The organism is Actinomadura gamaensis, from assembly GCF_042652125.1.
Classification (GTDB): Bacteria; Actinomycetota; Actinomycetes; order Streptosporangiales; family Streptosporangiaceae; genus Spirillospora; species Spirillospora gamaensis.
Genome location: NZ_JBHSIT010000008.1, coordinates 181,093 through 202,908, shown reverse-complemented (window position 1 = coordinate 202,908; position 21,816 = coordinate 181,093). Strand labels below are relative to the sequence as shown.

Sequence of the window (21,816 nt, the reverse complement as noted above, 5' to 3'; positions counted from 1 at the left end):
GTGACTGGCCTTGCGTTAGGGCGGTGCCTGGTGCTGGGCGGGTTAGCGGGCGGGTTTCGGGTGGCGTTGCCAGCGGCCGGTTTTGCCGCCGGTCTTCTCCTCCACGCGGACGTCCGTGATGACCGCGGCCGGGTCGATGGCCTTCACCATGTCGATGAGGGCCAGGCCCGCGACGGTGACCGACGTGAGCGCCTCCATCTCGACGCCCGTGCGGTCGGCCGTCCGGACGACCGCGGCGATGGCGACGCCGCCGTCCTCGACGGAGAGGTCCACCTCGACGCCGTGAAGGGCGATCGGGTGGCACAGCGGCACGAGGTCAGGCGTGCGCTTGGCGCCCATGATGCCTGCGATGCGCGCGACGGACAGGGCGTCCCCCTTGGGCACCTCGCCCTCGCGCAACGCGGACACGCACGCCGGCGACAGCCGGACGAATCCGGTCGCGGTCGCCGTGCGGGACGTGACGGACTTGGCCGAGACGTCCACCATCCGGGCCGCGCCCGCGTCGTCCAGGTGGGTGAACCCGGCGAACTCCGAACCCATGGTCATGACGGCAACCTCATCACCTCGACGTGGGATCCCGCGGTCGCCACGTCGGCGTCCTCGGGCAGGACGATGAGCGCGTTGGCCGAGGCCAGCGAGCCCAGTTGGTGCGAGCCCTGCCCTTCGGCGGGCGACACCGCGTAGCCCTCGGGGCCGTAGCTCAGTCTCGCGCGCAGGTAGTGCCTGATGCCCGCGGGAGACTTCACGTCACGGTCCAGCAGGGCCGAGACAGTCGGAAGCGGCTCAGGTGGCAGTCCCTGCATCGCGCGTAGGGCGGGCCTGACGAACACCTGGAACGACACGTACGCGCTGACCGGATTGCCGGGCAGAGTGAAAATCGGGGTTCCTTGCAGCAAGCCGAATCCCTGCGGCTTACCGGGACGCATCGCGACCTTGTGGAACTTCACCGTTCCGGTTCCGGTCAGGACTTCCTTGACGACGTCCCTGGTGCCCATCGAGACGCCTCCGGACGTGACGACCGCGTCCGCGCGCACGAGCTGGTCCTCCAGCGTCTCCAGAACCTTGTCCGGCTCGTCCCCGACCGTTGTCTGCCGGTAGCCCACACCGCCCGCCTCGATGACCGCGGCGGTGAGCATGAAGCTGTTGGAATCCCAGATCTGCCCGGGCGCGAGCGTGGAACCGGGCTCGCGCAGCTCGTTCCCCGTGGAGAGCACCACCACGCGCGGACGAGGACGGACCATGACGCGGGGCTTCCCCACGGCGGCCATCATGCCGAGCTGGGTCGCGCCGAGCCGGGTCCCGGACGGCGCCACGACCTGGCCTTCGAGAATGTCCTCCCCAGCGCGCCGGATGTAGTTTCCGGACGGCGCCGAACGGGTGATCCGGACGGACGTGCTGCCGCCGTCGGTCCATTCGACCGGGACGACCGCGTCCGCGCCCGCGGGCAGCGGCGCGCCCGTCATAATCCGCGCGGTGAGTCCGGGGCGGATCGCCGCGACGCCGCCGTCGCCGGCGAGGATGTCGCCGACGACGGGCAGCGTCACCGGAGTCTCCTCGGACGCGCGCGCGATGTCGGCCGCCACGACCGCGTAGCCGTCCATCGCCGAGTTGTCGAACGGCGGCAGCGGCACCGGCGACGCGACGTCCTCCGCCAGCACACCGCCGCCCGCCTCCAGCAGCGCGAGGTCGAGCGGCGGAAGCACCGGCACGGCGGCCAGGATGTCCGCCAGATGCTCTTCGACCGTCCTCATGGTCCGTCCTCCAGGCGGGTCGTCACGCGTCCTTCGCGGCGTCCGCTCCGTCATGCGCGCGCACGAACTCGCGCAGCCACGCCATGAACTCGGCGGACAGGTCGTCGCGTTCCGAGGCGAACTGCACGACGGTCCGCAGGTACTCCAGCTTGTTGCCGGTGTCGTAGCGGCGGCCGCGGAACTTCACACCGTAGACGCCTCCGCCCTCCTCGGCGGGCGTGTCGGCGAGGGTGCGCAGCGCGTCGGTGAGCTGGATCTCTCCCCCGCGCCCGGGCGGGGTCTTCTCCAGCACGTCGAAGACCGCCGGGTCGCAGACGTAGCGCCCGATGATGATCCAGTTGCTCGGCGCCTCGTCGCGGGCGGGCTTCTCGACCAGATCAGTGATCTTGACGACATCGTCCTCGTCGGTCGCCTCGATCGCGGCGCAGCCGTAGGCCGAGACCTGGTCGGGCTCGACCTCCATCAGCGCGACGACGCTGCCGCCGTACCGGTTGCGGACCTCGATCATGCGCTTGAGCAGCGGGTCCCTGGCGTCGATCATGTCGTCGCCGAGGAGCACGGCGAACGGCTCGGACCCCACGTGCTGGCGCGCGCAGTACACCGCGTGGCCGAGGCCGCGCGGCTCGCCCTGCCGGACGTAGTGCATGATCGCGAGGTCGGCGGACTCGCGGATGGCGGCGAGTCGTTCGTCGTCGCCCTTCGCGTACAGCGTCTCCTCGAGTTCGTATGCGCGGTCGAAGTGGTCCTCGATAGAACGCTTGTTGCGTCCTGTGATCATCAGCACGTCGGAGAGCCCGGCGTCCACCGCCTCCTCGACGACGTACTGGATCGCAGGTTTGTCGACGATGGGCAGCATTTCCTTGGGAGTCGCCTTGGTGGCGGGCAAGAATCGGGTTCCGAGCCCTGCCGCCGGAACGACGGCCTTGCGTACAGGTGCGAAGTCGGCCATGTAGAGACCCTAGTCACCGTGAAGGACCAGAGCGTGCACGACATCGGCTCGAAACCCGCGCTGCGGGCTGAACTTCTGGCCAACCGAGCGGAACTGTCCGTCGACGTCCGTTCGGCGGCGGGTCGCTCCATTAGGGACGCCTTGCTAGGCGTTCCCGAGCTGGAGATGGCGGGAACGGTCGCCGCTTACGCCTCCATAGGCAGCGAACCGGAGACGCATGGGTTGCTCTTCGCTTTGTGGAAGCGTGGCACATACGTGATCCTCCCTCGACTCCTCCCGGACGGCGATCTCGACTGGGCTTCCTACGAAGGCCCCGATTCTCTCGTTCCCGGCCCATTCGGCTTGCTGGAGCCGACCGAGCGCGCACGAGGAGTGGACGCGATTGCGAGCGCCGATGTGGTTCTCGTACCAGCCCTGGCTGTGGACCGGACCGGTGTTCGGCTAGGACGAGGTGGAGGTTCCTATGACCGCGTCCTCGCGCGCGTGAGTCCGGCCGTCCTCACAGTGGCGCTCGTTTACGAAGGTGAGTTGCTGGACGCCCTTCCCGTCGAGCCGCACGACCGCCGGGTGCGCGCGGCCGTGACGCCGGACTCGGGGCTTCACCTGCTGGGGGACGCCAATTAGGGTTGCCCCCGCACCGAGATCTGTCGGCCGCTCCGGTCCGTCGCGCGTCCCCACCCCGGCGTGACGGTCCGCCAGGAGCGGCCAGCCCATGCAGCTGCCCACGGACGCATGTCTCGCGCGTACGCACGAGACATGCGTCCGATCTGCTGCGCAGGACGGCCGGCTGACAAGAAGCCGCCGTCCACATGCGGCTTCCGCCGCTGAGCCGGGACGTCTGGCGGCGTTCGTCCCGGCAACGGATCCTCGTGCGCACGCGGCCGGTCACCGGCGGAAGAAGGGATGGCGAGGACGGGATGACGACGACACCGTGGAATGTGCTGGCGCTCGCGCCACTGGACGAGGGCATCGTCCGTGGGCTGTTCGCGCCGCTGGGGGACGCGGTACGGGTCTCGTTCCCTCCATCGCGCGACCGCGCAGGGCTGCACACCGCGATCGCCGGCGCCGACGTGGTCGTCTCCGACTTCTCCGGCCAACTGGCTCTCGACGCCGAAGCCGTCGGCCTGGCGTCTCGGCTCGCGTTCGTGCAACTGCCCCAAGTGGGCTCGGACAACGTCGATCTGGAAGCTCTCACTCAGGCGGGCGTCCCTGTCGCGAACACGGCGGGCGTCAACGCGCGCGCGGTGGCCGAGTGGGCTGTCGGAGCCGCCTTCTCGCTCTGCCGCAGCCTCGCGTGGGCGGACCGCGCCATCCGAGCCGGCGGCTGGCCCCAGATGGAGACGCTCGTGCGCGGGGGAAGGGAACTCCATACGCAACGCGTCGGGATCGTCGGTTACGGCGCGATCGGCTCGGAAGCAGCCCGGTTGTTCTCAGCGCTGGGCTGCCCGGTCTCCTACTGGACGCGTCGCCGCCGTCCTGAGGCACCCGCCACCTACCGCGAACTGGACGATCTCCTCGCACACTCCGACATCCTGGTCATCGCCCTGCCGCTGACCGACGAGACCCGGAACCTGCTGGACGACGCGAAGCTCGCGCTTCTGCCGCCCAAAGCACTGGTCATCAACGTCGCGCGCGCAGGCATCGTCCCGGAAGACAGCCTCCTGGCGGCCCTCGATTCCGGCCATCTCGCCGGGGCGGCGCTGGACGTGTTCGAGGACGAGCCCCCTGCCCTCGACCACCCGCTGCGCACGCACGAGAGCGTCCTACTGTCCCCGCATGCGGCATGGGCCACCGCTCAGGCGCAGATCAACAGCGCTGTCGTCATCCAGGACAACGTGAAGGCCGCCGTAGAGGGGCGCCCGGTGCGCAACGTCATCAACGGGCTGCCCCCGAAAATCGAGCGGCGCTAAGCGCGCCCACCCGCACACATCCTCGCCGACCCGCGCACGTCGCGCATGCCCACGAGCGTCCGGCGTGCGCCCACGGCCGCCCCCTGTCCCTACAAACGTCCGCACACGCTCACAAACGTCCTGCGTAGGGCTACGGACGACGCGCGCGCCCGTGGGCGTCCTGTGTAGGAACAGGTGCCTCCCGGGCAGGTCCTCGCACGCCCAGCGGGTGTGCGCGCGCTCGCGCGCGCCTTCGTTCGCCTGAGTCAGCCCAGGTCAGAGGGATTACTGAACGCCCGTTATGCGATTGATGGGCGAACTGCATAGGATCTCTTAACGATCACCTAGGCGAAAGGTGGGATGTGCAGCTCGACCTCTGGCTACTCCTCGGAGCCTCGCTCATACTCTGCGCGATCGTCGCGGTACGGCTGTCCACCAGCGCAGGGCTCCCCACGCTCCTCGCCTACCTCGGCCTGGGCCTGCTGATCGGCGAATCCGGATTCGGGATCCACTTCGACGACGCGGAACTCGCCGAAGTCCTGGGCCTGGCGGCCCTGGTACTCATCCTCGCCGAGGGAGGCATCACCACCGACTGGCAGAAAGTACGCCGATCGGTCCCGGCGGCCCTGTCGGTCTCCACGATCGGCACGCTCATCAGCATCGGCGTCGTCGCCGTGGCCGCCGCCTGGCTGCTCGGCATGGACTGGCGCCTCGCGTTCCTCCTGGGCGCCGTCCTGGCGCCCACCGACGCGGCCGCCGTGTTCTCGGTGCTCCGGCGCCTCCCGCTCCCCCCGCGCCTGACGGGCCTCCTCGAGGCGGAATCCGGCTTCAACGACGCGCCCGTAGTGATCGTCGTAGTGACGCTGAGCGCCTCGGAAGCCGCGCACGGGGTGCCCAACCTGGCCGAACTCGCCGGGGTCATGGTCTACGAGCTGATCGTCGGCGGCCTCATCGGCTTCGCCGCCGGATGGGCCGGCGTGTTCGCGCTGCGGCGGATGGCCCTCCCCGCGTCCGGCCTCTACCCGATCGCGGTCCTGTCCCTCACGGTCGGCTCGTACGGCGCGGCGAACCTCCTCCACTCCAGCGGGTTCCTGGCGGTTTACGTAAGCGCGCTCGTACTGGGCAACGCGCGCCTACCGCACCGCCCGGCCACAAGGGGCTTCGCAGAGGGAATCGCTTGGCTGGCCCAGATCGGCCTGTTCGTCATGCTCGGCCTACTCGCCTCCCCCAGCGACCTGCCCGCGCAGATCGTCCCGGCGCTCGTCATCGGCTTCGTTCTCCTGCTCGTAGCGCGGCCCCTGTCGATCCTGATCTCCACGGCCGGATTCAAGCTCTCCCTTGGGGAAAAGCTCTTCGCCTCTTGGGCGGGCCTACGCGGCGCGGTCCCGATCGTCCTCGCGACCATCCCCTGGGTGAAGGACGTACCGGGCGCCCCACGCCTCTTCGCGATCGTCTTCACCGTGGTGGTTCTCTTCACGCTCCTCCAAGGGCCGACACTGCCCCTGGTCGCGCGCTGGTGCCGCCTGAAGGACGACTCGCGCGCACGCGAACTCGGCGTCGAAGCCGCTCCCCTGGAGGAGCTCCACGCGGATCTGCTGGAGGTGCGCATCCCGGAGGACTCCCACCTGAACGGGGTCGAGATCTTCGAACTTCGGCTTCCGCGTGGGGCGTCGATCACACTCGTCGTCCGGGACGGCGAAAGCTTCGTGCCGGAGCCGACCACCACCCTGCGCGCAGGAGACACGCTGTTGGTCGTGTCCACGGCGGATGTCCGGGACACGGCGGAACGCCGCCTGCGCGCGGTGAGCCGCCGCGGCAAACTCGCAGGCTGGTTCGGCGAGACGGGGGCTTAGCGGCCCTCCCGGACGCGCGTTCGGGAGGCTCGGGCCAGAGCCGCAGCCCGGGCCGGGAACAGATCGGTTGCGAATCCGGTTCACTACATCGGTACCATTAGCAGTCATCTAAGGTGAGTGCCAGCCCGGAATCCCGGTCTGAGGCGACAAGGAGGGACCGTGCCGACGTATCAGTACGTTTGCACCGAGTGCGGCGAGCCTCTGGAGGCCGTGCAGAAGTTCAGCGACGACGCCCTGACCGAGTGCCCGGCATGCGGCGGCAAGCTTCGCAAGGTCTTCTCGGCCGCGGGCATCATCTTCAAGGGTTCGGGCTTCTACCGCACCGACAGCCGTGGCGGCTCGTCCTCGACGGTCGGCACCGGAGCCTCCGCCAAGTCGTCCTCGAACGGCTCGTCGGACAGCTCCTCGTCGAGCTCGTCCTCTTCGGACTCGTCGTCCTCGTCTTCTTCCACGGCGAGCACGTCGTCCTCCGAGAAGGTCGCCTGACCGCCTGACGGTTCACAAGTTTCGTCACAGCCGGGGTCTCCCATACGCGGAGGCTCCGGCTGTTGCTGTTTCCGAACGAGCCCTAGCGGCTGGACGGCTGTCCGTCGAACAGCGGCCGTCCACGCGCGTGTACTGGGCCGAACTCCGTTGAGCGCGAAGTTATCCACAGTCGGCGGCCGGGTTTCTGCCGGGCCGGGCGGGCTGGCTAGGGTCGCGGCATGTCCCTTCCGACTTCTGCGTCCGCCGAGATCGGCGTCATCGGCGGCTCCGGCTTCTACTCGTTCCTCGACAACGTCACCGAGGTGGAGATCGAGACCCCGTACGGCCCGCCGAGCGACCCGATCACGCTCGGCGAGCTGGGCGGCCGCCGGGTCGCGTTCGTCCCCCGGCACGGCCGCGATCACCGGTTCCCGCCGCACCGGATCCCGTACCGGGCGAACCTCTGGGCCTTGCGCTCCCTGGGCGTCCGGCAGGTCCTGGCCCCGAGCGCCGTCGGCTCGCTCACGCCCGAGTACGGCCCCGGCACCCTCGCCGTCCCGGACCAGCTCGTCGACCGGACGTCGGCGCGTCCGCAGACCTTCTACGACGAAGGCGCGGCCGTCCACGTCTCCTTCTCGGACCCGTACTGCCCCGACGGCCGCGGCATCGCCCTCTCCACCGCCCGGGCCGCCGAATGGCCTCCGGTGGACGGCGGCACCCTCGTCGTCATCGAAGGCCCCCGCTTCTCCACCCGCGCCGAATCCCAGTGGTTCGCCGGCCAGGGCTGGACGCTCGTCGGCATGACCGGGCACCCCGAGGCCGTCCTAGCGCGCGAACTCGCCCTCTGCTACACCCCCCTCTGCCTGGTCACCGACCTCGACGCGGGCATCGAAGAAGGCGAGGGCGTCACGATGGACGAGGTCTTCCGCGTGTTCGCCGAGAACATCGATCGCCTCCGCCCCCTGGTCGCCGACATCGTCGCCGCCCTCCCCCGCGAACGCACCTGCCCCTGCGCGAACGTGCTGGACGGCATGAAGCTCCCCATCACCCTCCCCTGACCGCGCTCTCGGCGTCCGCCTAGCCACCCACCCCGTCCCGACGAATCCTGTCCGCCCCACGAGCCCGTCCACGACAGCTCGGCAAACATCCTCCGGGCCTTCGAAGCGTTCGCAAGATCGCTTCGATAACCCATGACCGAACTCAACTACACACCGTTGTCGGTCGATCGCGCTAGGCACGCAGTCTTTGGCGTTCGATCGAGCCACCTCGCCGCCATGAAGGACGGTTCGAGCGACCGGCCACGAAAACCAGCCCCCTTCCGCTCACAGAGGAGAGATGAACGCATGCAAGTACGGGAAACGCCGAGCTGCCCGAGTTCATGCGCAAGTCGAAAGCAGCCGCCCACCGACGTCTTCAAGTCTCCTGGAGCAGGCCGTGAATGAGGGATTCGGACGTCGGCGCCGCCTGTTAGCCGCCCTGTTCGCTGCGCTCGGCGCGGGCCTTGCCATATTGGCGGTCCAGCCCCCTGCGCCCGATACTGTCCGTATCGCGGTCGCCGCGCGAGACCTGGCCGCCGGTGCCACTCTTCGCGGTCCCGACATTCGACTCGCGGAGCTTCCACCGGTGGTTCGTCCGGATGGGGCGTTTCGAAGTCCGCCGGTTGGCCGCGTCCTCGCGGGGGCCGTCCGGAAGGGCGAAGCACTCACGGATGCCCGCATCCTCGGCCCGGGCCTTCTCGATGAGCAGCCGCCGGGTACCGTCGCCACTCCGATCCGCGTGGCGGACGCCGCGGCGGCGCGTCTCCTGCGCCCGGGCGACCGAATAGACGTCCTGGCGGCCACACCTCCAGGCACCGTCCAAGATCTGCCACCCGCGACGGACGGTCCCTCACCCGCTCCTAGCCCAGGCGGGAAGGCACCCCCTCTCGGGAAATCACCCAGTCAAGCAGCGGCGCCCGCTTCGCGCGCGGACGGCGTTCCCTTGACGCCACCTGCCAGCGACACAGTGACGGACAACCACTCCAGCGAACTCCGAACCGGGCCACCCCCTCACACCATTCCCCTACCGGAGATCGAAAGTGGAACCGGCCTGGAGAACAGCATGGAGCCAGCCCCAGAGAGACGATCCTCAGAGCGGAACTGGCCACATGAAACAATCATCGCTCCAATATCCGACGGAGATCTAGTCCCACCTACTACCGCGGCCTCAGCCAAGGAGGCGAACGAGCGCACACCATTGCCGACGTATGCCAAGCCAACTCGCGAACGGGCCTCTCCCCTCTCAGAAGAGAGCGCGAGTCCAGCCGGCACGGGCGAAGGCGTTCGAGAAGCCGAGTCGGGAAGTTGGGCTCGGGTCATCGTCGCGTCCGTCGTCGTCCTTGCCGTCCCCCACGAAGAGAGTGGGCTTGGCGCTGCCGGGCAAGGTGCCTTGGTGGTGTTGGCGACCAGCCGCGCACAAGCGGCCGCTCTGGCCGGAGTCGGAGGACCGCTGCTGGTGACACTGGTGCGGGATTGACCGCATCAATGTGTTACGGTTTGACGACTCTGAGCGACGGAAGGGGTAAGTCCATGGACGGGTTCAAGAAGTTTCTGTTCCGAGGGAATCTGGTCGACCTCGCCGTCGCCGTCGTCGTCGGTGCCGCGTTCAGCGCTCTGATCACTGCCTTCGTGAACTCGTTCATCGGCCCGCTGATAGCCCTGATCGGGGGCAAGCCGGACTTCACCGACCTGCGTTTCAAAATCAACGGGACGGTCTTCCCTTACGGCCAGTTCCTCACGGCGCTCATCTCGTTCCTGATCACCGCAGCAGTGGTCTACTTCTTCGTCGTCCTACCGATGGCCAAGCTGCTGCAGCGCATCACCCGCAAGGAGGAGGCCTCGGAGCACCCTTGCCCGCACTGCCTGAGCGAGATCCCGCTCGCGGCGACCCGCTGCAGGTTCTGCACGTCCGAGGTCGAGCCAGCCTCCTGACCAGCCCGGACGGGCGTCCGCAGCACCTCAGAAGCCGACGGCCGACGAGACGCAGACCAGGGCAGAGCGCAAGGTGTGAACGACGCCTTGATCAGTCCACGGAATTGTCGGGCCGACTGATCGGCTGAATGCTGAAGCCCCAGATCACTGACCGCCCGTGCCGTCCCCGCGATGCGGCGAGCGGCGCCGGGCCGGTTCCCCAGGCCGGACAAGCCTCCACGCGCAGTCCAGCGGCCTACTCGCCGCAGGATCCGCTCGCTGAGAGCCCTCTTTAGCCGGGCAAGGCCGCGCCAGTGAAGCACGCGCGGTCCCAATCGCCGCCCAGCACTGGCCCCCGCGTCCTTGCCCAACGCGCGGCCTCTCCCGCCTCCTGCCCTTGCCTGCCCCCACGCATGGGCCCACCCGCGCATTAGCTGGCGCGGGCCATAGCCTGACCGCGTTTTCGCTTCCGAGCAAGGATCCGCCCCCACAAGGGCCCGCCCTGCACATCACCCCGACCGCGCAGCGGCCCGTCCCGTCCAGCAACCCGCCCCGCACAACGGCCCGACCGCACAAGGCTCGCCCACGGCCGGGGGGCCGCGGGTTCGGGCCTCCCACCGCTCAAGCTCACGGTGGGGGACCAAGGTGCGCGCGGCTAGGGCCTATTTCTTAGATCTGCTGACAGGTGGCGCAGACCCAGACGGGGGCGGACGCGGACGGCGCGACGCGGACGGGGCGACGCGGACGGGGTGATGTAGACGGGGCGATGCGAAGGGGTGGGGACGTGGGTAGCGCGGACGTGGTGGGTGCAGGGGTGGGGCTGGGCGGAGGGGGCTTTGGGGGGGATTGAGGTTGGGGCGGGGCTTGGGGGTTTGGGTGGGGGTTGATTTGGGGCGGGGTGGGTTGGTGGGGTGCCGGGAAGGCGGATTGCGGTGGGTGGGGACGGAGGTTGGGTGTGGACGTCGAGGCGGTTTTCGCGGGGCGGCGGGAGTTGTTGCTTGGAGTCGCCTATCGGGTTCTCGGGCGGGTGGCGGATGCCGAGGATGTGGTGCAGGAAGCCTGGCTGAGGTGGTCCAGGGCTGCCGGGAGCGGGGAGGTGAACGATCCTGAGGGGTTTCTCATAACAGTGACCACGCGGCTGGCGATCGATCGGTTGCGGCGTGTCCAGGCGCGGCGGGAGTCGTATGTCGGGGAGTGGTTGCCGGAGCCGTTGATGACGGCCGAGGACGTGGCCGACGACATCGTCCGGGCCGAGTCGGTTTCGATGGCGCTGCTCGTGGTGCTGGAGACGTTGTCGCCTCTTGAGCGGGCGGTCTTCGTGCTGCGGGACGTCTTCTCGTTCTCGTATGCGGAGATCGCTAAGGCGTTGGAGAAGAGCGAGCCGGCCGTCCGGCAGTTGGCGGCTCGGGCGCGGGGTCACGTGCGGGAGCGGCGGCCTCGGTTCGAGGTCGATCCGGCGGTGTGGCGGCAGGTCAACGACAGGTTCATCGGGGCGTGCCTGGACGGCGGCGTCGAGGGGCTGATGGAGTTGCTCGCGCCGGACGTCCGGCTCGTCGCGGACAGCGGGGGCAACGCGGTGGCGCCGCGCAGGGTGCTGGTCGGGGCCGAGCGGGTCGCGCCGTTCGTCCTCAAGATCATGCAGTTCGGCTCGTCCTTCCTGCGGTCGGCCGGTGTGGGGCCGGACGCGCACATCGAGTACCGGCTGGTCGTCGCCAACGGCGGGCCCGCGATCCAGGCGGTCGCGGACGGCAGGCCGTTCGTGCACTTCCAGGTCCAGGTGACGGACGGGAAGGTCAGCGCCTGCTACCTGATCGTGAATCCGGAGAAGTTCGGCGGCGTCATGTCACGGGACGGATGGGTGCTGCGTCCTTGACGGTATGACGACCAACGGCACCACCATCACCATCGTCGGCGGCGGTCTGGGCGGGCTGACGGCGGCCATCGCGTGCGCCGAGGAGGGCGCGTCCGTCGTCCTGCACGAGGCGCATCGGGCGCTCGGCGGACGCGGGCGCGCGACGTCCGGCGCGCCGTACGTGGCGCATGACGGCGCGCACGTCTTCTACGCGGACGGCCCGCATTACCGGTGGCTGGCGAAGCGCGGCCTGGTCAGAGGGTTGGGCTGGCCGTCCCCGCTCGGCTTCTCGCGGATGCGGTTCCGCGTGGACGGACGGCTGCGGTTCGCTCCCCCGGTGAACGTCCTGCGCGCGCAGTCGCGTGGCCGGCTGAAGGCTCCGGTCGAGGAGGACTTCCACAGGTGGGCGTCCGGCCGCTGGGGCGAGCGGACGGCGCGGCGGCTGGCCAGCATGATCAGCGTGGCCACCTACGACGCCGACACCGGACGGCTGTCCGCCGCGTTCGTCTGGGACCTGTTCCAGCGCGTGTACGGGCCGCGCGTCCCGGCCGTCCGGTGGGTGAAGGGCGGCTGGCAGACCGTCCTCGACCGGATGGCCGAGCGTGCGCGTGAGCTGGGCGTGCGGATCGAGACCGGGTCGCGGGTGGACGCGCTCCCGACGGACGGCCCGGTGATCGTCGCGACGCAGCTTGCGTCGGCGGCCCGACTGCTGGGTGACAATGACCTGTCCTGGACGAGCGGACACTGTGCCCTCCTCGACATAGCCGTCCGCTCCGACCGCCGAGACCGCACGCTCGTCTTCGACCTCGACGAGGGCGCCTTCCACGAGAGCTACACCATGCAGGACGACTCGACCGCCCCGCGCGGCGAGTCCCTGTACCAGCTCCAGATGCCCGTCCGCCGGGGCGAGCGGCACGAGGAGACCCACCGGCGGCTGCGCGCCTTCGCCGATCAGGTGCTGCCCGGATGGTCCGACCGGGTCACCTTCGAGCGCACGGCGATCGCCAAGGGACGCACCGGGGCGCTCGACCTTCCCGGACAGACCTGGAAGGACCGTCCGGCCATCGATCGCGGCGATGGCGTCTACCTCGTCGGCGACATGGTGGCCGCGCCGGGCATGCGCGGCGAGATCGCCATCAACAGCGCCCTCACCGCCGCCCGCCTCGCCGTCGAAGCGGCCACGCAGCCCCGCCCCATCCGGAACAACCGTTAACGGCCCCGACGTCGTGGCGGACGAGCGTGCCGGCTCGTCCGCCACGACGTGGCCCGGCCACGAGCGCGCGCAACACCAACACCTCAACGCCATCACCTCGCCGCTGTCAGCTCGCCGCCGTCACCTTGCCGCTGTCGCGTCGCCGCGGTCAGCTTGCCGCTGTCGCGTCGCCGCCGTCCCGTACTGGTTGGTCAGCGGTAGCGGGCCAGCTCATCGTGATGTTGCTGGAGAGCCGGGGACAGCGCGACGCGGCCCGGCTGGAGAAGGTTGCGGGCCATCGCGCCGGCGGCGGGCTCGCCCTTGCCGAACGCTTGGGCGATGTGCTGCGCATGGGTGGGTTGCAGGCTTTCGCCGAAGGGTGTTTCGTACGGGTCGGTGACCGCTTCGATCAGGCACGGTCCGTCCGTGCTCATCGCTTCGGCGAACACCCCTGCCGCCTGACCCGGTTCGTCGATGCGGAAGGAACGTAGCCCGCAGGCGCGGGCGACGGCGGCGAAGTCGATCGGGTGCAGCTCACAGCCCATCTGGGGATTGCCCAGCAGGGCGGTCTGCTCCCAGACTTCCAGGGCGAGGCAGTCGTTGCGGACGACGACGACCTTGACGGGCAGGTTGTACTGGGCGAGCGTGGCGAGTTCGCCCATGCCCATGCTCATCGAGCCGTCCCCGGTGAAGGCGATGACCGGCCGGTCGGGATGGGCGCACTGGGCGCCGATGGCGTACGGCAGCGCGGACCCCATGCTGCACAGGGTGCCGGAGAACGAGTACTGCATCCCGCGGCGCAGCCGCAGCCGGCCGCCCCACGCCGTCACGGTGCCCGCGTCCCCGGTGACGATCGCCCCGTCCGGGAGGGCTTTGGACAGCTCCCACGTCACCACCTGCGGCCGCATCGGGACGCCGGAGTCGGCGGCCTGCTCGCCGATCAGCTCCCACCAACGCCGGTAGGTGTCCTGCGCGCGCTCCAGGAAGGACCGGTCGGACTTGCGGTCCAGGAGAGGCAGCAGCGCCTCCAGAGCGGGCCCGGCATGACCGACCAGGCCGACCTCTACCGGATAGCGCATCGCGATGCGGTCGGCGTTCAGATCGATCTGCACCCCGCGAGCCTGCCCGGGCTTGGGCCAGAACTCGTAGTAGGGAGTGGAGGACCCCACGATGAGGAACCCGTCACAGGTCTCCATCGCCTCGTGGGACGCGCGCGTCCCGATCAGGCCCATGCCACCCGTCGTGTAGGGGCTGTCGTCGGGCACGCAGTCCTTGCCCAGCCCGGCCTTGATGATCGGTGCGCCGAGGAGCTCGGCCACCCGTTCCAACTGCTCCCCGGCCCCGCGAGCCCCCGCGCCCGCGCAGATCGCCACTCGCTCGCAGCCGTTCAGAACCTCCGCCGCCGCCCGCACCTGATCACCGGGCGGGGTGACGACGAACGGCTGCGCGGCCGTCGAGAGATGTCCTGGCACGTTCTTGGGCGAAGAGGTGTCCTGGTCCAGCACGAAGGACTGGACGTCGATCGGGATCGCCAGGTGCGAAGGGGTGCGGTTCATCAGGGCGCTGCGCACGGCCAGGTCCGTGGCGGGCACGGCGTGCGCGGGCCCCATGATCCGCTCGGAGAACATGCAGGCGTGCTCCAGCAGCCGGTCGGACGGCAGGTCCTGCAGGAAATGCGCGCCGATCGTGTCGTGGTACGACAGGCCGGTGATCGCGATGACGGGTACGCCGTCGATGCGCGCGTCGTACAGCCCGTTGAGCAGATGGACCGCACCGGGCCCGGCGGTCGCCACGCACGCGGCCGGACGTCCGGTGAACTTGGCGTATCCCACACACGCCAGCGCCGCGTTCTCCTCGTGCCGCACATGCACGAACCGCATCTCCGGATGGGTACGCAGAGATTCGAAGAACCCGTTCACCTGGTCGCCGCAAATACCGAAGCAGGTGTCGATGCCCCACTCCAGCAGCCGCTCCACGACCAGATCCGAGGTCGTCTTCCCGCCCGACCCCGCCGCTTCGTCCCCACCCATCCCGACCGCCGTCCCGTCCACCCGTCATTCAGCCCGCAGCGCGGAAGAGCCGGCCCCGGACCCCAACTGCCGAGAACCTGCCCACCCGCGCCAGAACCACCCCACCCGTCCGTGACCTTGGCGAACACAAGATCAACCGTTGACACCCCCCTGACGCCGCGCGGAATCCACCCACCTTCCAAAAGGCCAATCCGCGCGCACCACGCCACCCGAATTCCGAGGAAGGTGACTGAAAGCCATGGTCCTGCGCTTCCTCCTCCTCGCCGCGCTCTTCTTGGGAGGGCTGTACCAGTTCGCAACAGCGGCATTCGCCCGCACAGGATTCCTGGCCATCGTCTACACGCTCGGAGGCATTGGCCTCTGGACAACGGCCGCGGCTATCTGGATGGCCCATCGAGCGCACGGCCGCCGATGATGGCAGCCATCAGCCGTAAAGCCGCGAAGGCGGCTCGGCACTAACATCGCAGTGGACGCCGAAGCACGCCCCGGCGAGGCCCCGCGTTCGTCTCGCGTCATCGGCGCGACCACGCAGAAGGGACGCCCAAAGAGGCGTTTCCGCAGGTCATACGCCTGCAAGGCTGGTGCCCCCGGCAGGATTCGAACCTGCGGCACCCGCTTTAGGAGACAGGGACACATTCGACGCCGATCACGGCATTTACCTGCACTTTAGCGGAGCGGTGTATAGCCCGACGCCCGCTTTGGGCACGCATTGGGATGATCAGCGCTCTGAGACGCCGTTTCCGGGCCCCAACTCGCCGCCCATGCCCAGACCTTCGGGAAGCCCCGAACGTCCCTCTGTGTCTGTTTCAGACGGGCGACTCGCCGGACGGTGCAGCCCCAGCGAGTCCCTGCGGTAGCCGCGCGCCTCGAACGCGGTGCGGGTCTTCGTCACGCGGCGACGAACAGTCTCGTGGTGGATTCCGCTCTTGCCGGCGAGTGTCCGCCAGGTCCATCCGTGCGTGTCACGCCCAGCCCACAGCATGGTCAAAGCCCCTTTTGGCCTGACAGCCCGGTATTGGTCGGCGCGCGCAAGGTTGTCGCCGGTACTTCAACCACCGCGGCCAAATCTAGGCCTGGACTGCACACAGTCGGCAGGGGATGCTTGAAGCATGGCCCAGCTAAGCATGACGCGTCAACGATGGGAAGAACTGAGTGCGCTGCTGAAGGATGAGCAGAAGCTACAAGCCCGGTTTCCCAAGGTCGCTGAGTACCTGGACATGGCTGCCGGGCTGGCGGGAACTGGAGACGACCAAGCGGACGCGGAGTTTGATCTACGTTTCGTGCATTATATGACTGGCGATCGTAGCGTCAGCTCAAATCCGTACTGGGACATCGTTGAATCGTCCGTTGATGTGCGCAACGGACGCCGCGTGGTTGATGGCGGACGGCCAGAAGGAAGCGCACGACTCGCCTACGCTCAGATGCTGTTGCAGGCGACGTACGCTTATGCGATACCTTCACCTGAAACCGTCGAATGGGTTAAGAGTTTTTGTGGCGAAACTCCCATCGTGGAGCTTGGCGCAGGACGTGGCTATTGGGCTGCTCAGCTCAACAAGGCCGGGCTAAATATCGAGGCGTACGATTCCGAGCCTCCAGACAAGGTGGCGAACGTTTCATTTCCGAGAGTAGTCGGGCAGGTGGATATATGGCACCCTGTTCGAAGTCTCGATGATTTTGCGGTTCGCGGCCAAACGGCAGACTATACACTGCTCCTCTGTTGGCCGCCCGGATGGGGAAGTCAGATGTCCTCTCAGGCGCTCAACAAGTTCGAGGAGGCCGAGGGTGAGCGACTCGTGTATATCGGGGAACCGAGGGGCGGAAAGACGGGGAACGATCCGTTCTTCGAGGCGCTAAACGCGCGGTGGCGCCTGGAAAGCGAAGATCCGGACTATGTTTCGTGGTGGACGGATGCGGACCGAGCCCAAGGGTGGGTTCGACGTTAAGTAGCTGCACAGAATAAGAGGGCGCCGACCGAGTCGGCGCCCTCTTATTCCTCTCCCTACTTAAGGCTCATCCGAAAGACGAACGCGTCGTATCGATCACGGGGGTACGACACGTCAGAGACCATGATGATTCGCTTGTCGCTTGCAAGGAAGCGCTGGTGGACAGTCTTCACGAGATCACCGGGCGTCGTCCGTAGCCAGGCAGCGTGTGCCGCGGTGGGCATCTGATCGGCGATCGTCTCTTCGAGGAACGCGGCGTCCGAGATGTCTGCGACCTCCAACGGCGTGTAGGTGTCCGAGATCGAGATTGGCCGCCCGCCTTCACTGGCGCGGGTGATGACGTGCTTGATCTCCTCACCAACCGGGATGCCGAGAGCCTCCGCGAGTTGACTTGTAGCTGGGATCTGTTCGCTGTCCCGCTCGATCACAGTCTGTTGGTCCGACTCGTTCTCGAACGAGCGTTCTGCGGACTCCATCTGGCGTTCGGGAGACACGCGAACGAGGTTGGGACGGTCGGCAACGAAGATGCCTCGCCGCCGCACGGAACGAACGAGGCCCTGACTCTGGAGGAGTTCGAGGGCCTTGCGGACCACGATGTCCGACACGCCGTTCTGCCGAGCCAGCTCGGCGTAGCTCGGTAGCTGCGTGCCGGCCGGAAGCTCTCCAGCTCGGATGCGGCGAGCGTACTCACCTGCGATGCGGACGTAGGCCGGTTCTGCCACTGCCTGATCAACCCCTTCGACGCTCTTGGTGGCACTCCCACCAGCGTATACGCATCATCGTATACCTAGCCTCTTGTGCGTATACGAAGCTACGTATACGCTGCTCGCAGTTGCTCGCCCGAACTGGTGAGTCACCAGCAGTAGTCCGGCGATCAGGAGGTCACCGATGCTTCCCCAGTCCCGACGGATCTGGCCCTCTCTCGTGCTCATCGCCGTTCTGGCGTTCGCGATCAAGAACCCGGTCGGCGCCGCGCACGGCGTCAACCACGTCGCGCACAGCGCGCTCGCCTTCATGGGCGCGCTGGGCTGACGCCCTCGTCCTGGCGGGCGCCGTCGGTCAGCCACCAAGACCTACCCCGCGCCGACGGCCGTCCGCTGTTCCAGCCGATCACGTTCCCGAACTCGAAGGAGTCTGCTGTGAGAACGCCTTTCCCGCCCGGATCGGGCGCTCGTCTGCGTGAGGAGTTGGCCGATCAGGTCGCGTGCCGGTTCGACCCGGAGTTGCACGACGGGCCGGAGCCCCAGGCCGGCGAGTCGCCGGAGTGGCGGGCCGCCCGTGAGGAGGTCGCGCGGCAGGTCTGCGCCGAATGCCCGCTGCGGACGACGTCGTGTCTGGCCTACGTGCGGCGGGTGCGGCCCAAGCGCGGTGTCTGGGCCGGACTGACGCCCGAACAGATCGCCGAGCTGCCGAGCTGGCGATCGCGGAAGGCGGCCTGAGATGCGTGTCCGCATGGTCGGCCTGCCTGACGAGATCGCCCCGATCGTGGAGGCGCTGCACACCGCCCTGGACGTGGTGGAGGTCTCGGCCCCGTACCCGTGCCGCGGCGCCTCCCGCAACGTCCGCGTGTACGCCGAGGTTCGCCCGCTGTCGGACGCGGCCGACGGCATCACCGCCGAGCTGCGCGCGGTCCGGGACCGGATCGACGCGTCGTTCGCGCCGGACGCCGACAAGCACACCGCCGACTCGCACCTGACCCTCGAAGCCGTCCACGAGCACCTGACCGCCCTGATCGCTCGCCTGGAAGGACCCGAATCGCGATGACCACGCGCAATACCGTGACCGCGCCGCAGGCAGGACTGGTGCTGTTGTCGGTGGACCTGCCGCACGGCGCCATCCAGGCCCGCACCGAGCCCGGCCGCACGGTCGCCGAGGTGACCGTCACGACCGAAGACCCGGCGCTGGCCGAGGCCGTCCGCGACACCGCATCGTCCTGGAACCCCGCCCGTGACGAGCTGATCGTGCGGGTGCCCGACACCGGCGCCAGCACGCACACCACGGTCATCTCCCACGGCGCCACGGTGACCGGCATGGACTTCACCGGCGGCGTGGTCAACGTCGGCGGAGGCACGGTCACCATCAGCGGGATGACGATCGCGGGTGACACCGTGGTCGGGGGAGCCGTCGGGGCGGTCACCGTCACCGCGCTGCTGCCGGAGGGGTCCGGGCTGGTGACCCACACGCGCAGCGCGGACGTGGACGCCAAGGGCACCTTCGAGGGCGTCAAGGCCACGTCCGCCTCCGGTTCGGTGGACGTGGCCAGGGTGCGGTACCTGATCGTCAACACCGCCTCGGGCAGCGTCCGCGCGGACGTCGCCGAGCACGTCGCGGTGCACACCAAGTCGGGAAGCGTCCGCGTCGGTCACACGGTGGACGTTTCCGTCTCCACCAAGTCCGGCACGATCACGGTGGGCGACTACGCCAGCTACGGCACCGGCGGTACCGCCCACCTGGAAGCGGCCTCGGGGGCCATCGCCCTGACCGCGTCCGGCCCCGGCCACGTCACCGCCCGGTCGGGGTCGGGCCGCGTGGACATCGACGCCGGTCCGCACCTGGACCCCGCCACGCTGACCGTGCGGGCTTCCTCCCGCACCGGCCGCGTGCGCACGCCGGGAGGTGCCCGGTGAAGCCGCACGAGCACTACGCCGAGGCCGGTCGGCTGTTGGAGCAGGCCGACCACTGGCTGGACGCCGACACCGGCTGGCGGGCGTCGCTGTCCACCGCCGAGCGGCTGGCGCACCGTGACAGCGACCTGGCCGCCGCGCAGGTGCACGCGCTGCTGGCGATTGCCGCCCGCCTCTCGGCCGGGAGCCCGCGATGAACGCCGCCGCCGTGGTCTTCGCGTGCGTGTTCATCGCGCTGTACGCCGCGCACGAGCTGGGCGACTACTGGTTGCAGACGCACGGGCAGGCGTGCGGCAAGGGCGCCGCCGGCCGGGCCGGTCGGCTGGCGTGCGCCCGGCACGTGGCCACCCTGACCGCCGCCAAGGCCGTGTTCGTCACGGTGACCGGTCTGGCGCTGCACCTGCCGCTCAGCCTCGGCTGGACCGCGGGCGCGCTGGCCGCCGACGCCGTCTCGCACTACTGGGCCGACCGCCGCACCACCCTGGCGTGGTTGGCGGCGCTGCTGGGCCGCACCCTCGTGCCGGGCAAGGGCGAGTTCGTCACCCTCGGCGCCCCGCGCCCCGGCCACGACGACAACCCCACGCTCGGCACCGGCGCCGCCGCCCTGGACCAGTCCTTCCACAAGGTGGCCCTGTTCGCCGCCGCGCTGCTGGCCGCGCTGGGGGTGGCCTGAGATGACCAGCAACCACCTCGGCGCGCCGCGCACTGACGGCCGGTCCCTCAGTGAGCTGCTGCTGACCGCCTGCGTCTGCTTCGCGCTGGCCTGCCTGGCCGCGTGTCTGCTCTGGTTCGCCGTCACCGGATTCCTGGCGGTTCCCCTCGCCCCGATCACCCTGTTCGGCTCGATCACCGGCCTGACGACCCTGGCCACTCGCCGCTCCGGAGGTACCCGATGACCACCCACCCGCACACCGCCACCTGGCCGGACACGGACGCCGAGGCGCGCAGGCGGCAGGCCGAGCGGCGCTGGCTGCGCGGCACCTGGACCCGCGTCCACCTGCGCTACGCCCGCGCCCTGCACGAGTTGTCGCAGGTGCCGACCGCGCTGGCGCTGGGCCAGTTCGCCGCCTTCCCCGACGGGCAGGACGCTCGGGACGCCGCCGAGGCCATCGAGACCGCGGTGCAGGCCGCCTACAGCGAGTTGGACCACATCCTCACCTACGTGGCCGCGGTGCTGGACCCCGGCCCGGCCACCTGCCAGACCTGCGGCGGCGGCCTGTGCAGCACCCACGGCCAGGGCCCGGCCGTCTGGGAGCACTGGCGTCAGCTCAGCGACGCCCCGCCCGGCTTCGAGCGCTACACCGCCGACCACCCGCCCGCCGTCACCTTCGGGCAGCCCGACCGGCCCGACTGGACCGCCAGCGACACCGACCTGACGCCGTCCCGGTGCAACACCTCCGCCAGCACGCCCACCCACCACGAAGGGGTCACCCGATGATCGAGATCCGTACCGACGCCGACGCCCGGCCCGCGCGCCTGGACGGCGGGCACCACCCGGCCCAGACCATCGCGATCGCCGACGGCATCGCCGAGGCCGTCCGGCTGCTGAACTACGCCACCGACCCCGGCAAGCACGGGCTGCGCTACCCGGCCGAGGTCTACAGCGTGCTCGGGTCGCTGACCAGCGCCCTGGGCATGCTGCCGCAGGCCCTGACCCAGATCAGCCAGTTCATCGGCCACGGCGTCGCCGACCGGCGCATCACCGAGAACCCGCACTACGGGTCGCACGGAGGCGACGCCCACGCCGCGCACACCGAAATGCACGACGCCATCACCGCGGCCATCGGCCGGCTGGGAACGGCGCTGACGAGTCTCCAGACCGCGCACTCCGCACTGTCCGGCCTGGAAGCCGCCGAGCCGCCCCGCCGCCGCACCTCCCTGAACTGACCGAAGGCATTGACATGACCTGCCTGGCCGCGGCCAGCAACCCGCTCGACGCCCGGCCCGCGCACGGGGACGGCGGGCGTCACCCGCAGCGAACCATCGCGATCGACGACGCAAGAAGGGACCAGACAATGAGCAACTTGCTCCCGCCCCGCACCTGGGTGCTGTCGGCTGGCGGCTCGCTCGGCCAGGTGGTCGGGCACGAGCGCTGGCGGGGAGCCGACTGGTACTTCGTCAGCTTCAACGACATCACCCTCCCCTACACCGGCATGGCCGACCGGGTGAACGCCGAGTCGGTGACGCCCGCCGTCCTGGGCGAGAACGTGTGCCGCAAGCGCTGGCTTAAGTGCTTCTGCGGACTCAAGCACATCCCCCACCCCGAACTGTTGGCCGAATCGGCCGAGCCGTCCCGCACCTGCCGGGACTGACCGGAGGC

Annotated in this window: 26 protein-coding genes and 1 pseudogene; 21 read left to right on the top strand and 6 right to left on the bottom strand. The window is 69.3% G+C overall.

The window, feature by feature from the left end; all coding sequences use genetic code 11:
* Window positions 1-42 precede the first annotated feature (42 nt).
* Genes moaC through galU form a run of 3 tightly spaced genes read right to left on the bottom strand, consistent with a single transcriptional unit; the run spans window position 43 to window position 2,700 of the window.
* A complete protein-coding gene (gene moaC / locus ACFPCY_RS26760) occupies window positions 43-546 on the bottom strand; it encodes a cyclic pyranopterin monophosphate synthase MoaC (RefSeq protein ID WP_378259592.1) in 504 nt (167 codons plus the stop codon).
* A complete protein-coding gene (gene glp / locus ACFPCY_RS26755; RefSeq protein ID WP_378259591.1) occupies window positions 543-1,751 on the bottom strand; it encodes a molybdotransferase-like divisome protein Glp in 1,209 nt (402 codons plus the stop codon). The genes moaC and glp overlap by 4 nt, the downstream gene beginning before the upstream one ends.
* A gap of 22 nt (window positions 1,752-1,773) precedes the next feature.
* A complete protein-coding gene (galU, locus tag ACFPCY_RS26750) occupies window positions 1,774-2,700 on the bottom strand; it encodes a UTP--glucose-1-phosphate uridylyltransferase GalU (RefSeq protein ID WP_378259590.1) in 927 nt (308 codons plus the stop codon).
* Between the two features lie 33 nt (window positions 2,701-2,733).
* Between galU and ACFPCY_RS26745 the strand changes: the two genes are divergently transcribed.
* From ACFPCY_RS26745 to ACFPCY_RS26730, 4 genes and pseudogenes are all read left to right on the top strand, one after another.
* Complete coding sequence (locus tag ACFPCY_RS26745) at window positions 2,734-3,324, top strand: 5-formyltetrahydrofolate cyclo-ligase (protein ID WP_378259589.1); 591 nt, start codon at window positions 2,734-2,736, stop codon at window positions 3,322-3,324.
* Between the two features lie 185 nt (window positions 3,325-3,509).
* A complete protein-coding gene (locus ACFPCY_RS26740) occupies window positions 3,510-4,610 on the top strand; it encodes an NAD(P)-dependent oxidoreductase (protein WP_378259588.1) in 1,101 nt (366 codons plus the stop codon).
* A 341-nt stretch (window positions 4,611-4,951) separates the two neighbouring features.
* Window positions 4,952-6,442, top strand: a complete 1,491-nt coding sequence (locus ACFPCY_RS26735; protein WP_378259587.1) for a potassium/proton antiporter — start codon at window positions 4,952-4,954, stop codon at window positions 6,440-6,442.
* Between the two features lie 117 nt (window positions 6,443-6,559).
* A pseudogene (locus ACFPCY_RS26730) lies at window positions 6,560-6,742 on the top strand (FmdB family zinc ribbon protein); the annotation flags it as partial.
* Window positions 6,743-6,756: 14 nt separating this feature from the next.
* Here ACFPCY_RS26730 and ACFPCY_RS26725 read toward each other — a convergent pair.
* Window positions 6,757-6,903: a hypothetical protein gene (locus tag ACFPCY_RS26725; RefSeq protein ID WP_378259900.1), complete on the bottom strand. Its 147-nt coding sequence runs from the start codon at window positions 6,901-6,903 to the stop codon at window positions 6,757-6,759.
* 243 nt (window positions 6,904-7,146) lie between these two features.
* On the opposite strand from ACFPCY_RS26725, the gene ACFPCY_RS26720 reads away from it, so the two are divergent.
* The 5 genes from ACFPCY_RS26720 (at window position 7,147) to ACFPCY_RS26700 (ending at window position 12,920) form a co-directional block, all read left to right on the top strand.
* Window positions 7,147-7,965, top strand: coding sequence for an S-methyl-5'-thioadenosine phosphorylase (locus tag ACFPCY_RS26720; RefSeq protein ID WP_378259586.1), 819 nt, complete (start codon window positions 7,147-7,149; stop codon window positions 7,963-7,965).
* A gap of 277 nt (window positions 7,966-8,242) precedes the next feature.
* Window positions 8,243-9,421: an SAF domain-containing protein gene (locus tag ACFPCY_RS26715; protein ID WP_378259585.1), complete on the top strand. Its 1,179-nt coding sequence runs from the start codon at window positions 8,243-8,245 to the stop codon at window positions 9,419-9,421.
* 53 nt (window positions 9,422-9,474) lie between these two features.
* A complete protein-coding gene (mscL, locus tag ACFPCY_RS26710; protein ID WP_378259584.1) occupies window positions 9,475-9,876 on the top strand; it encodes a large conductance mechanosensitive channel protein MscL in 402 nt (133 codons plus the stop codon).
* Window positions 9,877-10,753: 877 nt separating this feature from the next.
* Window positions 10,754-11,728: an RNA polymerase sigma factor SigJ gene (sigJ, locus tag ACFPCY_RS26705; protein ID WP_378259583.1), complete on the top strand. Its 975-nt coding sequence runs from the start codon at window positions 10,754-10,756 to the stop codon at window positions 11,726-11,728.
* A gap of 4 nt (window positions 11,729-11,732) precedes the next feature.
* Complete coding sequence (locus ACFPCY_RS26700) at window positions 11,733-12,920, top strand: FAD-dependent oxidoreductase (protein ID WP_378259582.1); 1,188 nt, start codon at window positions 11,733-11,735, stop codon at window positions 12,918-12,920.
* 191 nt (window positions 12,921-13,111) lie between these two features.
* Here ACFPCY_RS26700 and ACFPCY_RS26695 read toward each other — a convergent pair whose 3' ends face one another.
* Entirely contained in the window at window positions 13,112-14,929 is a 1,818-nt protein-coding gene (locus tag ACFPCY_RS26695; protein WP_378259581.1) for a thiamine pyrophosphate-dependent enzyme, read from the bottom strand.
* Window positions 14,930-15,167: 238 nt separating this feature from the next.
* Here ACFPCY_RS26695 and ACFPCY_RS26690 point away from each other — a divergent pair, with 238 nt between their 5' ends.
* Both ACFPCY_RS26690 and ACFPCY_RS26685 read left to right on the top strand, forming a co-directional pair.
* The gene (locus ACFPCY_RS26690; protein WP_378259580.1) at window positions 15,168-15,344 is read left to right on the top strand and encodes a hypothetical protein; all 177 of its coding nucleotides are present in this window, start codon (window positions 15,168-15,170) and stop codon (window positions 15,342-15,344) included.
* Between the two features lie 694 nt (window positions 15,345-16,038).
* Window positions 16,039-16,872, top strand: coding sequence for a hypothetical protein (locus ACFPCY_RS26685; protein WP_378259579.1), 834 nt, complete (start codon window positions 16,039-16,041; stop codon window positions 16,870-16,872).
* Between the two features lie 56 nt (window positions 16,873-16,928).
* On the opposite strand, the gene ACFPCY_RS26680 is transcribed toward ACFPCY_RS26685, so the two are convergent.
* Window positions 16,929-17,594: a GntR family transcriptional regulator gene (locus ACFPCY_RS26680; RefSeq protein ID WP_378259578.1), complete on the bottom strand. Its 666-nt coding sequence runs from the start codon at window positions 17,592-17,594 to the stop codon at window positions 16,929-16,931.
* A gap of 166 nt (window positions 17,595-17,760) precedes the next feature.
* Between ACFPCY_RS26680 and ACFPCY_RS26675 the strand changes: the two genes are divergently transcribed.
* From ACFPCY_RS26675 to ACFPCY_RS26630, 10 genes are all read left to right on the top strand, one after another.
* Window positions 17,761-17,904: a hypothetical protein gene (locus tag ACFPCY_RS26675; protein WP_378259577.1), complete on the top strand. Its 144-nt coding sequence runs from the start codon at window positions 17,761-17,763 to the stop codon at window positions 17,902-17,904.
* Between the two features lie 107 nt (window positions 17,905-18,011).
* Window positions 18,012-18,311 carry a WhiB family transcriptional regulator gene (locus ACFPCY_RS26670; protein WP_378259576.1) on the top strand — a complete coding sequence of 100 codons (300 nt, stop codon included), beginning with the start codon at window positions 18,012-18,014 and terminating at the stop codon, window positions 18,309-18,311.
* Between the two features lies 1 nt (window position 18,312).
* Window positions 18,313-18,636 carry a hypothetical protein gene (locus ACFPCY_RS26665; protein ID WP_378259575.1) on the top strand — a complete coding sequence of 108 codons (324 nt, stop codon included), beginning with the start codon at window positions 18,313-18,315 and terminating at the stop codon, window positions 18,634-18,636.
* Window positions 18,633-19,499: a DUF4097 family beta strand repeat-containing protein gene (locus tag ACFPCY_RS26660; RefSeq protein WP_378259574.1), complete on the top strand. Its 867-nt coding sequence runs from the start codon at window positions 18,633-18,635 to the stop codon at window positions 19,497-19,499. Before ACFPCY_RS26665 ends, ACFPCY_RS26660 begins: the two co-directional genes overlap by 4 nt.
* Window positions 19,496-19,693 carry a hypothetical protein gene (locus tag ACFPCY_RS26655; RefSeq protein ID WP_378259573.1) on the top strand — a complete coding sequence of 66 codons (198 nt, stop codon included), beginning with the start codon at window positions 19,496-19,498 and terminating at the stop codon, window positions 19,691-19,693. Before ACFPCY_RS26660 ends, ACFPCY_RS26655 begins: the two co-directional genes overlap by 4 nt.
* Window positions 19,690-20,169, top strand: coding sequence for a transcriptional regulator (locus tag ACFPCY_RS26650; RefSeq protein ID WP_378259572.1), 480 nt, complete (start codon window positions 19,690-19,692; stop codon window positions 20,167-20,169). Before ACFPCY_RS26655 ends, ACFPCY_RS26650 begins: the two co-directional genes overlap by 4 nt.
* A 1-nt stretch (window position 20,170) precedes the next feature.
* Window positions 20,171-20,392 (top strand): hypothetical protein, encoded by a 222-nt coding sequence (locus tag ACFPCY_RS26645; RefSeq protein ID WP_378259571.1) that lies wholly within the window; start codon window positions 20,171-20,173, stop codon window positions 20,390-20,392.
* Window positions 20,389-20,934: a hypothetical protein gene (locus tag ACFPCY_RS26640; RefSeq protein WP_378259570.1), complete on the top strand. Its 546-nt coding sequence runs from the start codon at window positions 20,389-20,391 to the stop codon at window positions 20,932-20,934. The genes ACFPCY_RS26645 and ACFPCY_RS26640 overlap by 4 nt, the downstream gene beginning before the upstream one ends.
* Window positions 20,931-21,383, top strand: a complete 453-nt coding sequence (locus tag ACFPCY_RS26635; protein ID WP_378259569.1) for a hypothetical protein — start codon at window positions 20,931-20,933, stop codon at window positions 21,381-21,383. Before ACFPCY_RS26640 ends, ACFPCY_RS26635 begins: the two co-directional genes overlap by 4 nt.
* Before the next feature lie 128 nt (window positions 21,384-21,511).
* Window positions 21,512-21,808 (top strand): hypothetical protein, encoded by a 297-nt coding sequence (locus ACFPCY_RS26630; protein ID WP_378259568.1) that lies wholly within the window; start codon window positions 21,512-21,514, stop codon window positions 21,806-21,808.
* The last annotated feature ends 8 nt before the right edge of the window (window positions 21,809-21,816 follow it).

Coding starts and splice junctions, on each gene's coding strand:
- ACFPCY_RS26650 (WP_378259572.1), top strand. CDS start 19,690: ATGAACGCCGCCGCCGTGGTCTTCGCGTGCGTGTTCATCGCGCTGTAC.
- ACFPCY_RS26665 (WP_378259575.1), top strand. CDS start 18,313: ATGCGTGTCCGCATGGTCGGCCTGCCTGACGAGATCGCCCCGATCGTG.
- ACFPCY_RS26740 (WP_378259588.1), top strand. CDS start 3,510: ATGCGGCTTCCGCCGCTGAGCCGGGACGTCTGGCGGCGTTCGTCCCGG.
- ACFPCY_RS26715 (WP_378259585.1), top strand. CDS start 8,243: ATGAACGCATGCAAGTACGGGAAACGCCGAGCTGCCCGAGTTCATGCG.
- ACFPCY_RS26695 (WP_378259581.1), bottom strand. CDS start 14,929: ATGGGTGGGGACGAAGCGGCGGGGTCGGGCGGGAAGACGACCTCGGAT.
- ACFPCY_RS26660 (WP_378259574.1), top strand. CDS start 18,633: ATGACCACGCGCAATACCGTGACCGCGCCGCAGGCAGGACTGGTGCTG.
- galU (WP_378259590.1), bottom strand. CDS start 2,700: ATGGCCGACTTCGCACCTGTACGCAAGGCCGTCGTTCCGGCGGCAGGG.
- ACFPCY_RS26645 (WP_378259571.1), top strand. CDS start 20,171: ATGACCAGCAACCACCTCGGCGCGCCGCGCACTGACGGCCGGTCCCTC.
- ACFPCY_RS26720 (WP_378259586.1), top strand. CDS start 7,147: ATGTCCCTTCCGACTTCTGCGTCCGCCGAGATCGGCGTCATCGGCGGC.
- ACFPCY_RS26640 (WP_378259570.1), top strand. CDS start 20,389: ATGACCACCCACCCGCACACCGCCACCTGGCCGGACACGGACGCCGAG.
- ACFPCY_RS26690 (WP_378259580.1), top strand. CDS start 15,168: ATGGTCCTGCGCTTCCTCCTCCTCGCCGCGCTCTTCTTGGGAGGGCTG.
- ACFPCY_RS26700 (WP_378259582.1), top strand. CDS start 11,733: ATGACGACCAACGGCACCACCATCACCATCGTCGGCGGCGGTCTGGGC.
- glp (WP_378259591.1), bottom strand. CDS start 1,751: ATGAGGACGGTCGAAGAGCATCTGGCGGACATCCTGGCCGCCGTGCCG.
- ACFPCY_RS26630 (WP_378259568.1), top strand. CDS start 21,512: ATGAGCAACTTGCTCCCGCCCCGCACCTGGGTGCTGTCGGCTGGCGGC.
- ACFPCY_RS26675 (WP_378259577.1), top strand. CDS start 17,761: ATGCTTCCCCAGTCCCGACGGATCTGGCCCTCTCTCGTGCTCATCGCC.
- ACFPCY_RS26635 (WP_378259569.1), top strand. CDS start 20,931: ATGATCGAGATCCGTACCGACGCCGACGCCCGGCCCGCGCGCCTGGAC.
- mscL (WP_378259584.1), top strand. CDS start 9,475: ATGGACGGGTTCAAGAAGTTTCTGTTCCGAGGGAATCTGGTCGACCTC.
- ACFPCY_RS26685 (WP_378259579.1), top strand. CDS start 16,039: ATGGCCCAGCTAAGCATGACGCGTCAACGATGGGAAGAACTGAGTGCG.
- moaC (WP_378259592.1), bottom strand. CDS start 546: ATGACCATGGGTTCGGAGTTCGCCGGGTTCACCCACCTGGACGACGCG.